Origin of the sequence: Streptomyces sp. NPDC052012 (genome assembly GCF_040689265.1) — a bacterium.
In the GTDB taxonomy this organism is placed as follows: Bacteria; Actinomycetota; Actinomycetes; order Streptomycetales; family Streptomycetaceae; genus Streptomyces.
The window spans coordinates 13,058-24,474 of record NZ_JBFAXA010000023.1; the positions used below are offsets into that span (position 1 = coordinate 13,058).

Below are 11,417 nucleotides of genomic sequence, written 5' to 3' on the forward strand. Positions count from 1 at the left end.
GCGCGAGCCCCGTGCGCCTCGCCGCGGGCACGAAGCCGCGGGGGCGCCACGGAAGCCGGTCCCTCCCGCCGCGCCCGCGCTCACCGCCGCCACACGACATGGCGCGGGCCGAGGCCCGCTCGGCGCGCGCTCCGCTCAGGGCAGCACGGCGAAGCCGTCGAGTTCGACCAGCGCCTGTTCGTCCCAGAGGCGGACCACCTCGACGACGGCCATCGCGGGATAGTCGCGGCCCGCCACGTCCCGCCAGATGCGGCCCAGTTCGCGGGCATGCGTGCGGTACGCCGCCACGTCCGTGGCGTAGACGGTGACGCGGGCCAGGTCGGACGGGGTGCCGCCGGCCGCGTGCAGGGCCGTGAGGAGATTGGTCAGGGCGCGCTCGAACTGCTCGGGCAGCGTGTCGCCGACCACCTTGCCGTCGCCGTCGAGCGCGGTCTGGCCGGCCAGGAAGACCACGCGGGTGCCGGAGCAGACCACCGCGTGCGAGAAGCCGGCCGGCGGGGAGAGTTCGGGCGGGTTGACGCGCTCGGCGGTCACCGGTCGGCCTCCAGGTCCTTGTACAGCTCCTTGGCGATGATGCCCCGTTGGACCTCGCTCGCCCCCTCGTAGATCCTCGGCGCGCGGACCTCGCGGTAGAGGTGCTCGAGCAGGTGGCCCCGCTGCAGGGCGCGGGCGCCGTGGAGCTGGACGGCCCGGTCGACGACGTACTGCGCGGTCTCGGTGGCGAGGAGCTTCGCCATGGCGGCGCGCTTCGGGACGTCCGGGGCGCCGTCGTCGTACGCCGTCGCCGCCGCATGGACCATCAGGCGGGCGGCCTCGGTGCGCAGCGCCATCTCGGCGACCTCGTGGGAGACGGCCTGCAGGTCGCTCAGCCGCCCGCCGAACGCCTCCCGCCGGGCGGTGTGTTCGAGCGTGGCGTCCAGGGCCGCCTGGGCCATGCCGACCGCGAAGGCGCCGACGCTGGGCCGGAACAGGTTGAGGGTGCCCATGGCGACCCGGAAGCCGCCGTCCACCTCGCCGAGGACGTCGGCGGCGGTCACCGGTACGGCGTCGAGGTCGAGGGCGCCGATGGGGTGCGGGGAGAGCATGTCGAGGCCGGTGCCGGTCAGTCCCGGGCGGTCGGCGGGGACGAGGAACGCGGTGACGCCGCGCGCCCCGGCGCCCGGGGTGGTACGGGCGAAGACCGTGTAGAGGTCGGCCTCGGGGGCGTTGGAGATCCAGCACTTCTCACCGGTGAGCCGCCAGCGGCCGGGGCCGTCCGGGTGAGCCGTGAGGGACAGGGCCGCGGCGTCGGAGCCGGCCCCCGGCTCGCTGAGCGCGAACGCCGCCACCGCGCTGCCGTCACTCACCAGGGGGAGCCAGCGCTCGCGCTGTTGTGCGGTGCCGTGGGCGTGCACGGGATGGGCGCCGAGGCCCTGGAGGGCGAGGGCGGTCTCCGCCTCGGTGCAGGCGTAGGCGAGGGACTCCCGCATCAGGCACAGGTCCAGGGCGCCGGAGGTGAACAGGCGGGCCAGCAGACCGAGGTGGCCGAGCTCGGTGACGAGGGGCCGGTTGACGTGCCCGGGTTCGCCCTTGTCGGCGAGCGGTCGCAGGCGCTCGGCGGCCAGCGTGCGCAGTTCCGCACACCAGGCGCGTTGTCCCGGTTCGAGTGAGAATGCGGTCATCGCCGGTCCCTTCTCTCCCCGTGGGGCTGTCGCCCCTGGGCCACACCGAGGTTATCGCGGACCGTTGACTGCCGTCACCAACACGATACGCTCCTTCTGCGAGCCCACCACGCCAAGGGGGCGAATCGTCATGAATCCACGAGCCACCGCGCACGTCGACACCTTCGCCCGCGACCATCTCCCGCCACCGGACCAGTGGCCCGAGCTCCGCTTCGACCTGGCGGAGCTGCGCTACCCCGAGCGGCTGAACTGCGCCGCCGAACTGCTGCACGGCCCGCCCGGCGACCGCCCGGTGTTCCGCACCCCCGACGGCGCGCACTGGACGTACGACGAGCTGCGCGCCCACGTCGACCGGCTCGCGCACCTGCTCACCGGCGACCTCGGAGTCGTCCCCGGCAACCGGGTGCTGCTGCGCGGGCCCACCACACCGTGGCTGGCCGCGTGCTGGCTGGCCGTGCTGAAGGCGGGCGCGGTCGCCGTGACCGTGCTGGCCCAGCAGCGGCCCCACGAGCTGAGCACCATCTGCGAGATCGCCCGGGTCCGCCACGCGCTGTGCGACATCCGCTCGGTGGACGACCTCGCCAAGGCCGAGATCCCGGACCTGCGGATCGCCACCTACGGCGGCGACTCCCCCGACGACCTGCTGCACCGCCCGGCACCCGCCACGCCGTTCGCAGCGGTGGACACGGCCGCCGACGACGTGGCGCTGATCGCCTTCACCTCGGGCACCACCGGGCGCCCCAAGGGCTGTATGCACTTCCACCGGGACGTCCTCGCCGTCGCGGACACCTTCTCCCGGCACGTGCTGCGGCCCACCGCGGACGACGTGTTCACCGGCTCTCCCCCGCTCGGCTTCACCTTCGGCCTCGGCGGCCTCGTCGTCTTCCCGATGCGGGCCGGCGCGAGCGCGCTGCTGCTCGAACAGGCCCACCCCTCCCAGCTGTTGCCGGCGCTCGCCGAGCACCGGGTGTCGGTGCTGTTCACCGCGCCGACCGCGTACCGGGCGATGCTCGACCAGTTGGACGGGTACGACCTCTCCGCGCTGCGCCGCTGCGTCTCGGCGGGCGAGAACCTGCCGGCCGCCACCTGGCAGGCCTGGTACGAACGCACCGGGCTGCGCATCATCAACGGCATCGGCGCGACCGAGCTGCTGCACATCTTCATCTCCGCCGCCGACGAGCACATCCGGCCCGGCACGACCGGCGTCCCGGTCCCCGGCTGGCAGGCGCGCGTCCAGGACGCCGACGGCACGCCCCTGCCCGACGGCGAGCCGGGCCTGCTCGCGGTGCGCGGACCGGTCGGCTGCCGCTATCTCGCCGACCCGCGGCAGCGGGAGTACGTGCGCGGCGGCTGGAACATCACCGGCGACACCTACGTCCGCGAGCCCGACGGCTACTTCCGTTACGTCGCCCGCGCCGACGACATGATCATCTCGGCCGGGTACAACATCGCCGGTCCCGAGGTCGAGGACGCGCTGCTGCGCCACCCGGACGTGGTGGAGGCGGCGGTGGTCGGGCGGCCGGACGAGGACCGCGGTCAGGTGGTGGTGGCGTACGCGGTGCTGAAGGAGGGCGCCGAACGGGACCCCGAGGCGCTGCGCGCCTTCGTGAAGTCCGAGCTCGCGCCGTACAAGTGCCCCCGCGAGATCGTCTTCATGGACGCGCTGCCGCGCACGGCCACCGGCAAGCTCCAGCGGTTCCGGCTGCGCGGCTGACCAGGCGTGACGCGGACAGGCCACGGGCGGGCTCGCACCGGACGGCGCGATTAGGATGATCAATGTGTCCGACCAGTCCGCGCAGCACGCTCCGAGGTCCCTCATCGTCACGCTCTACGGCGCGTACGGCCGTTTCGTGCCGGGCCCGGTGCCCGTCGCCGAGCTGATCCGGCTGCTGGCCGCGGTCGGCGTGGACGCCCCCTCGGTGCGCTCGTCGGTGTCACGGCTCAAGCGGCGCGGGCTGCTCGTCCCGGCCCGCACCGCACAGGGCGCGGCCGGCTACGAACTGTCGCCGGACGCCCGCCAGTTGCTCGACGACGGCGACCGCCGCATCTACGCCACCGCCGCGCCCGGGGACGAGGGCTGGGTGCTGGCGGTGTTCTCCGTGCCGGAGTCCGAGCGCCACAAGCGGCACGTGCTGCGCTCCCGGCTGTCCGGCCTGGGCTTCGGCACGGCGGCGCCCGGCGTGTGGATCGCCCCGGCGCGGCTGTACGAGGAGACGCGGCACACCCTCGAGCGGCTCGGTCTCGACGCCTACGTGGACCTCTTCCGCGGGGAGCATCTCGGCTTCGCCGCCACCTCCGAGGCGGTGGCCCGCTGGTGGGACCTGGCCGGGATCGCCAAGCAGCACGAGGCGTTCCTGGACCGCCACGCGCGTGTCCTCCAGGCGTGGGAGGAGCGCGCGGAGACCCCGCCGGAGGAGGCGTACCGCGACTACCTCCTCGCCCTCGACTCCTGGCGCCATCTCCCCTACGCCGACCCGGGTTTGCCCGCCGCGCTGCTCCCGCCCGACTGGCCGGGCGTCCGCTCGGCGGCCGTCTTCCAGGGCCTGCACGCGCGGCTGCGGGACGCCGGGGCGGCGTTCGTGGGGCTGTGACCCCTGGGCGCCTCAGGCGCCGAGGCTGAGCCGGGGTTTGGGCGCGTCCGTCCGGCCGGTCTGCGGGCGCCTGCTGCCCGCCCGGTACGGCGCCGGCCACACGGCTCCCGGACCCTCGTAGCCCTGCTCGGCCGCCGCGTGCAGCGTCCAGTGCGGGTCGTACAGGTGCGGGCGGGCGAGGGCGCACAGGTCCGCGCGGCCCGCGAGGATGAGCGAGTTGACGTCGTCCCAGGAGGAGATCGCCCCGACGGCGATCACCGGGATGCCGACGCGGTGCCGGATGCGGTCGGCGAACGGCGTCTGGTACGAGCGGCCGAACTCCGGCTGCTCCTCGGCGACGACCTGCCCGGTCGACACGTCGATCGCGTCGGCGCCGTGCGCGGCGAAGGCACGGGCGATCTCCACGGCGTCCTCGGCGGTGTTGCCGCCCTCGGCCCAGTCGGTGGCGGAGATCCGGACCGTCATGGGCCGGTCCTCGGGCCACACCGCGCGCACCGCGTCGAAGACCTCCAGCGGGAAGCGCAGCCGCTTCTCCGGTGAGCCGCCGTAGGCGTCGGTGCGGTGGTTGGTCAGCGGGGAGAGGAAGCCGGAGAGCAGATAGCCGTGGGCGCAGTGCAGTTCGAGCAGGTCGAAGCCGGCGCGGGCGGCCCGCCAGGCGGCGGAGGTGAACTGCTCCCTTATGTCGGTCAGTTGGGCGCGGGAGAGTTCGCGCGGTGTCTGGCTGCCGGGTTTGTAGGGGAGCGCGGAGGCGGCGACGAGGGGCCAGTTGCCGTCGTCCAGCGGCTCGTCCATCCCCTCCCACATCAGCTTGGTCGACCCCTTGCGGCCGCTGTGGCCGAGCTGCACGCCGATCGCGGTGCCCGGGGACTGCGCGTGCACGAAGTCGACGATCCGCCGCCAGGACTCGGCCTGCCGGCCGGTGTACAGGCCCGTGCAGCCGGGGGTGATCCGGCCCTGCTCGCTGACGCACACCATCTCCGTCATCACCAGCCCGGCTCCGCCCAGCGCACGGGCGCCCAGGTGGACCAGGTGGAAGTCGCCGGGGACGCCGTCCGTCGCCGAGTACATGTCCATGGGCGAGACGACGACCCGGTTGCGCAGGGTCAGGCCGCGCAGCCGGAACGGGGTGAACATCGGTGGGGTGCCGGGCGGGCAGCCGGCCTCCCGCTCCACCGACTCGGTGAAGTGCGCGTCGCGCAGCCGGAGGTTGTCGTGGGTGACGCGGCGACTGCGGGTGAGCAGGTTGAACGCGAACCTCAGGGGTGGCTGGTCCAGGTAGAGGTCCAGGTCCTCGAACCAGGCGAGGCTGGCCAGGGCGGCGCGCTGGGTGGAGGCGACGACGGGGCGCCGTTCCTCCTCGTACGCCGTCAACGCCTCCGGGAGCGAGGGCTGTTCGCGCAGACAGGCGGCGAGGGCGAGGGCGTCCTCGACGGCGAGTTTGGTGCCGGAGCCGATGGAGAAGTGGGCGGTGTGGGCGGCGTCGCCGAGGAGCACGATGTTGCCGTGCGACCAGCGCTCGTTGACGACCGTGCGGAAGGTCGTCCAGGCCGAGTTGTTGGAGCGCAGGGGGCGTCCGCCGAGCGCGTCCGCGAAGGTCTTGGCGCAGCGTTCGATCGACTCGGTCTCGTCGAGTTCGTCGAAACCGGCGGCGCGCCAGACCTCCTCGCGCATCTCGACGATCACGGTGGAGGCGTCGGTGGCGTACGGGTAGCCGTGGAGCTGCATCACGCCGTGCTCGGTCTCGGCGATCTCGAAGCGGAAGGCGTCGAAGGCGAAGTCGGCGGCGAGCCAGATGTAGCGGCAGCGGTGGGAGGTGATGCGCGGGCGGAAGACGTCCGCGAAGGCCGTGCGGGTGGTGCTGTGGACGCCGTCGGCGGCGATCACGAGGTCGTGGGTGCGGGCGAGGTGATCGGGGTCGGGGGCCTCGGTGCGGAAGCGGAGATCGACGCCGAGGTCGCGGCAGCGGTCGTGCAGGATCTCCAGGAGGCGGCGGCGGCCGAGGGCGGCGAAGCCGTGTCCTCCGGAGGTGTGGCGGATGCTGCGGTGGACGATGTCGATGTCGTCCCAGCGGATGAAGTCCTTGCGCAGGGCCTCGTAGACCACAGAGTCGGCGTGTTCGATGCCGCCGAGGGTTTCGTCGGAGAGGACGACGCCGAAGCCGAAGGTGTCGTCGGGGGCGTTGCGTTCGTAGAGGGTCACCTCGCGGGTGGGGTCGAGGCGTTTGAGCAACGCGGCGGCGTACAGTCCTCCGGGGCCGCCGCCGATGATCGCGAAGCGGTGCGCAGTTCCCCGCGCCCCTGAGGTCGGAATGCTTCCCCTCGTCGAGAACATCCCTACCTCCCCTGCCACTTCGGGGGGCGCTTCTCGGTGAAGGACGCGTGGAATTCCTTGTAGTCCTCGCCGTTCATCAACAGGGCCTGGGTCGACGCGTCCAGTTCGATGGCCGCCGACAACGGCATGTCCAGTTCCGACGTCAGCAGGGCCTTGGTCTGGGCGTGGGCCAGGGCCGGGCCGTCGGCCAGGCGGCGGGCGAGGGACTGGGCGGTCTTGTCGGCGTCGCCGTCCTCCGCCAGTTCGCTGATCAGGCCGATGCGCTCGGCCTCGGGTGCGCGGACGGGTTCGCCGAGCATGAGGAGGCGGGTGGCGTGACCGAGGCCCACCACGCGGGGGAGCAGGTAGGCGGCGCCCATGTCGCCGCCCGAGAGGCCCACGCGGGTGAACAGGAACGCGAAGCGGGCGGTGGGGTCGGCCACGCGGAAGTCGGCGGCCAGGGCCAGGACCGCGCCGGCGCCCGCGGCGACTCCGTGGACGGCGGCGATCACCGGGAACGGGCACTCCCGGATCGCCCGGACGACCTGGCCGGTCATCCGGTTGAAGTCGAGGAGCTGGGCGGTGTCCATGGAGAGCGTCGCGCCGATGATCTCGTCGACGTCGCCCCCGGAGCAGAAGCCGCGTCCCTCGCCGGCCAGCACCAGGGCCCGCACCGCGCGCTCCCGGGACAGCTCGGCGAGCAGGTCGCGCAGGTCGGCGTAGGCGCCGAAGGTGAGCGCGTTGAGCTTGTCGGGGCGGGCGAGGGTGACGGTGGCGACGCCGTCGTCGAGGTCGACGCGCAGATGCTCCCAGCGGGCGGTGCGGGCGGCGGAGCCGGTGAAAGGACTCATGAGGGCGGCCTCCTCGGGCGGGCACGGCACTGCTCGCTGAGCTCTACCCCTCGAAGCTATCACTCATCCGTGACTGTCGTCATGCAGGCGCGATACAGCCCCCGTCTCCGTCACGGCTCGTCCACAGGGTCGTAACGGTGGCCGCCGACGCGGGAGGCGGGGGAACGGGCGGGGTAGGCCCTCCGTTGCCGGGGTGGGAATCACCCGGCCGTACCATTGAGTAATTGAAAGCAGGACGGCCTGCTGCCATGAACGGACCCGCCTTGTACGAACGCCCTTCAGCCCCCGCCTCCTGGCGCGTGGCACTGCCGCACAGCACCGCCGCGGTGCCCGTGGCCCGTGCGCTGGTCCGTACGGCCCTGGCCGAGCAGGAGCACTCCGCCGACTGCGACACGGCGGAGCTGCTGACCGCCGAGCTGGTGGCCAACGCCGTGGAGCACACCTCGGGCAGCGCGCCGATAGAGCTGGTGGTGCGGCTGCTGCCGACCGGCTGCCGGGTCGAGGTGCACGATGGCGATCCGGCCCCGCCCGGCGACCTCACCCGGCCCGCCCGCGGCGAGCCGGACCCCTGGCAGGAGCACGGACGCGGCCTGCTGCTGATCCGCACCCTGAGCTCGTCCTGCGGCCATCGCCCGACCGAGTCCGGCAAGGCGGTGTGGTTCCACCTGTCACCCGTCCCCCGCCAGCGACGGCCGCACGCCTGAGGGCCCTGTCTCAGCGTCCCAGGGTCGCGACCAGGACCGCCTTGATGGTGTGCATGCGGTTCTCCGCCTCGTCGAAGACGACCGAGTGGGGCGACTCGAAGACCTCGTCGGTCACCTCCAGGGAGTCGAGACCGTGGGTCTCGTACACCTCGCGGGCGACCTTGGTGCCGAGGTCGTGGAAGGCGGGCAGGCAGTGCAGGAACTTCACGTCCGGGTTGCCGGTGGCGCGCAGCACGTCCATGGTCACCGCGTACGGCGCGAGGGCGGTGATCCGCTCGGCCCAGACCTCCTTGGGCTCCCCCATGGAGACCCAGACGTCGGTGGCCACGAAGTCCGCGCCGGCGACCCCCTCGGCGATCTCCTCGGTGAGCGTGACGCGGGCCCCGCTGGAGGCGGCGAGCTCGCGGGCACGGTCGACGATCTCCTGAGCGGGCCAGTACGTCTTCGGCGCGACGATGCGGACGTCCATGCCGAGCAGGGCCGCGGTGACCAGGTAGGAGTTGCCCATGTTGAAGCGGGCGTCGCCGAGGTAGGCGAAGGCGATCTCCGTGAGCGGCCTGGCGCAGTGCTCGGTCATGGTGAGCACGTCGGCGAGCATCTGGGTGGGGTGCCAGTCGTCGGTGAGGCCGTTGTAGACGGGCACTCCGGCGTACTGCGCGAGCTCCTCCACCTTCGCCTGGCTGTCCCCGCGGTACTCGATCGCGTCGTACATCCGGCCCAGCACCCGGGCGGTGTCCTTCACGGACTCCTTGTGCCCGATCTGCGAGCCGGCCGGGTCGAGGTACGTGGTGTGGGCGCCCTGGTCGGCGGCGGCGACCTCGAACGCGCAGCGGGTGCGTGTGGAGGTCTTCTCGAAGATCAGCGCGATGTTCCGCCCCCGGAGCCGCTGCGTCTCCGCGCCCGCCTTCTTGGCGGCCTTCAGCTCCGCGGCGAGGGCGAGAAGGTGACGGAGCTCGTCACCGGTGAAGTCGAGCTCCTTCAGGAAGTGGCGGCCGCCGAGGTCTGTCGCCATGGACGAGCTCCCGAATCTCTGATGACTATGCGAAGTAATGCATCACTATACAGACTGCCGCTCCGGCACGAAGGCGGGGTGCTCTCCGGTCATCGTCGGGGCGTCCGGTCCGTCAGTCCACCGCGCGGGTCAGCAGTTCCTGGAGCCGCAAGCCGCGGGCCGCGTCCAGTTCACCGGACGTGCCCGCACGCACGGCCTGCGCGAACTCGCGGCGCAGCACCGGCCAGCACTCCTCGTGGTCCAGCTCCGCGGTGTCGTACACCAGCTCGTCCTCGGTGCCGAACAGCTCGATGCGGGTGCGGACCCCCGGCAGCCTCACCGCGCCGGACAGGGACGCCTGGCTGACCGCGCCGTTCTCGTGCTCGCAGGTCAGCTCGATCCAGCGGCGCGGGTCGCCCGTTCCCCGGATCGAGACGATGCGGCCGACCGCGTGGTCCAGCAGATCGATCAGGTGCGGGCCCAGGTCGAGCAGCGCGCCGTGCTCCAGCCGCCAGGCGGTGGCCAGCTCGCCGCCGAGGAACGCGCCGTGCAGATAGCAGGAGCGGGCGCCGCGCACGTCGTCGAGGGCGGCGGCCCGGCTCAGGAAGTCGCGGGTCGCGGGGTGGTAGCGCTTGGTCAGCACCAGCTGGGAGACCACGCCGTGCTCGGCGACCGCGTCGGCCACCGCGCGGGCGCCCGCCAGGTCCGGGCCGAGCGGCTTCTCCAGGAGCAGCGCCTTGCCGGCCTTGGCCGCGCGCACGGCGAGCTCGGCCTGCACGGCGGGCGGTACGGCGAAGTCCAGCGCGTCGCAGGTGTCGAGCAGCTCGTCGAAGGAGGACGCGACCGGGGCGCCGTACGGGGCGGCCACCTCGGCGGCGGCCTCGGGGCGGCGCGCCCAGACGCCGGCGAGGGTGGTCTCGGGTCCGGCGGCGAGCATCCGCGCGTGCATGGTGCGGGCCCAGGGTCCCGCGCCGACGAGGCCGACGCGGACGGGGGTGTCTGTCATGGAGGGTGCTCCGGTCTTTCGTCTGTTCCGTCTGCGGGCCGCTGTCCGGCTGTCCACGGTCGCTGTCCGGCCGTCTGTGGTCCGCTGTCCGGCCGTCTACGGTCCGCTGTCCGCGAGCCGGGCCGTGGCCACGTCGGGCGCGTACAGGTGCTCCACCACCATCGCCGCCGCGCCCGCGAGGCCCGCGCGTTCGCCCAGGCGCGAGGTGACGACCTCCAGATGGGCGGTGGTCCGCGGCATGGCCCGCTGGTACAGCACCTCGCGCACACCGGTGACGAACGGAGTCCCGGCCAGATCACCGGCGATCATCAGCACCCCGGGGTTGAGCAGGGTGACGACGGTGGCCAGCACCTCGCCGACCCGCACCCCCGCCTGCCGGGCGAGGCGCACCGCGTCGGGCTGGCCGACGGCCAGCAGCTCCCGCACGTCGGAGCCCGACGCCGCCGGCACACCCAGCTCCGTCAGCCGGCGGGCCAGCGCGCCACCGCTGGCCACCGCGGCCAGACAGCCGTACGAGCCGCAGGCGCACAGCGCGTCGGCCCCGTCGTGCAGCCTGACGTGGCCGATGTCGCCCGCGCCGCCGTCGATGCCGCGGTACACCTGGCCGTCGACCACGACGCCCGCGCCGATGCCCGTGGACGCCTTGATCAGCACGAAGGCGCCGCAGTCGGGGTGCCCGGCGCGCTGTTCGGCGTACGCCATCAGGTTGGCGTCGTTGTCGAGGAGGACGGGCAGGTCCTTCGCGGCACCCGGCGCGTGCGCGCCGAACGCCTCGCGCAGCCGCTCGCGCACCGGGAAGCGGTCCCAGCCGGGCATGATCGGCGGCTGCACGATCTGCCCGGACTCCCACTCGACGGGACCGGGGACGGACAGCCCGATGCCGCAGACCTCGGCCGTGCCCCGGCCCGACCCGGCGACCAGCTCGGCGAACCAGCCGGCCAGCTCCTCGAGCACCGGCTCGGGCCCGTCGGTGATCCGCAGCGCCCCGGACCGCTCGGCCAGCACCTGCCCGGCGAGGTCGAGGACCGCCGCCCGGGCGTGCCGGGTGCCGAGGTCGGCGGCCAGCACCACGGCGTGCGAGGCGTCGAACTCCAGCCGTACCGAGGGGCGTCCGCCGGTGGACGGCCCGGCGGCCGTCTCGCGGATCCATCCAGCCGCGAACAGCTGGTCCAGGCGGTGGCCGACCGTGGACCGGGACAGGCCGGTGGCCTGCTGCAGCTCGCCGCGGGTGACCGCGGCCCCGGTCCTGATGAGCGCGAGCAGATGCCCCGCGCTCGACTGTGCTCCCGACACCACCGTGGAT

10 protein-coding genes are annotated in these 11,417 nt (G+C 73.4%); 3 read left to right on the forward strand and 7 right to left on the reverse strand.

Annotation, left to right across the window (positions count from 1 at the left end; all coding sequences use genetic code 11):
* Positions 1-135 precede the first annotated feature (135 nt).
* Complete coding sequence (locus AB0412_RS28490) at positions 136-534, reverse strand: RidA family protein (RefSeq protein ID WP_366405458.1); 399 nt, start codon at positions 532-534, stop codon at positions 136-138.
* Positions 531-1,661 (reverse strand): acyl-CoA dehydrogenase family protein, encoded by a 1,131-nt coding sequence (locus tag AB0412_RS28495; protein ID WP_366405459.1) that lies wholly within the window; start codon positions 1,659-1,661, stop codon positions 531-533. Before AB0412_RS28495 ends, AB0412_RS28490 begins: the two co-directional genes overlap by 4 nt.
* Before the next feature lie 130 nt (positions 1,662-1,791).
* On the opposite strand from AB0412_RS28495, the gene AB0412_RS28500 reads away from it, so the two are divergent.
* Together AB0412_RS28500 and AB0412_RS28505 are read left to right on the forward strand one after the other, a co-directional pair.
* Positions 1,792-3,375, forward strand: coding sequence for an AMP-binding protein (locus AB0412_RS28500; protein WP_366405460.1), 1,584 nt, complete (start codon positions 1,792-1,794; stop codon positions 3,373-3,375).
* A gap of 55 nt (positions 3,376-3,430) precedes the next feature.
* Positions 3,431-4,252, forward strand: a complete 822-nt coding sequence (locus AB0412_RS28505) for a PaaX family transcriptional regulator C-terminal domain-containing protein (protein ID WP_366405461.1) — start codon at positions 3,431-3,433, stop codon at positions 4,250-4,252.
* Between the two features lie 12 nt (positions 4,253-4,264).
* Here the strand turns inward: AB0412_RS28505 and AB0412_RS28510 are convergent, their stop codons facing one another.
* Together AB0412_RS28510 and AB0412_RS28515 are read right to left on the reverse strand one after the other, a co-directional pair.
* Positions 4,265-6,583 (reverse strand): bifunctional salicylyl-CoA 5-hydroxylase/oxidoreductase, encoded by a 2,319-nt coding sequence (locus AB0412_RS28510; RefSeq protein ID WP_366405462.1) that lies wholly within the window; start codon positions 6,581-6,583, stop codon positions 4,265-4,267.
* A 2-nt stretch (positions 6,584-6,585) separates the two neighbouring features.
* Positions 6,586-7,413: an enoyl-CoA hydratase family protein gene (locus tag AB0412_RS28515; protein WP_366405463.1), complete on the reverse strand. Its 828-nt coding sequence runs from the start codon at positions 7,411-7,413 to the stop codon at positions 6,586-6,588.
* 248 nt (positions 7,414-7,661) lie between these two features.
* Here AB0412_RS28515 and AB0412_RS28520 point away from each other — a divergent pair, with 248 nt between their 5' ends.
* Positions 7,662-8,117 carry an ATP-binding protein gene (locus AB0412_RS28520; RefSeq protein WP_366405464.1) on the forward strand — a complete coding sequence of 152 codons (456 nt, stop codon included), beginning with the start codon at positions 7,662-7,664 and terminating at the stop codon, positions 8,115-8,117.
* Between the two features lie 10 nt (positions 8,118-8,127).
* Here AB0412_RS28520 and argF read toward each other — a convergent pair whose 3' ends face one another.
* The 3 genes from argF to AB0412_RS28535 all read right to left on the reverse strand — a co-directional run bounded on the left by argF (position 8,128) and on the right by AB0412_RS28535 (position 11,407).
* Positions 8,128-9,129, reverse strand: coding sequence for an ornithine carbamoyltransferase (gene argF, locus AB0412_RS28525; RefSeq protein ID WP_366405465.1), 1,002 nt, complete (start codon positions 9,127-9,129; stop codon positions 8,128-8,130).
* A gap of 112 nt (positions 9,130-9,241) precedes the next feature.
* A complete protein-coding gene (locus tag AB0412_RS28530; protein ID WP_366405466.1) occupies positions 9,242-10,114 on the reverse strand; it encodes a Gfo/Idh/MocA family oxidoreductase in 873 nt (290 codons plus the stop codon).
* Between the two features lie 96 nt (positions 10,115-10,210).
* Complete coding sequence (locus AB0412_RS28535) at positions 10,211-11,407, reverse strand: ROK family transcriptional regulator (RefSeq protein WP_366405547.1); 1,197 nt, start codon at positions 11,405-11,407, stop codon at positions 10,211-10,213.
* Positions 11,408-11,417 lie beyond the last annotated feature (10 nt).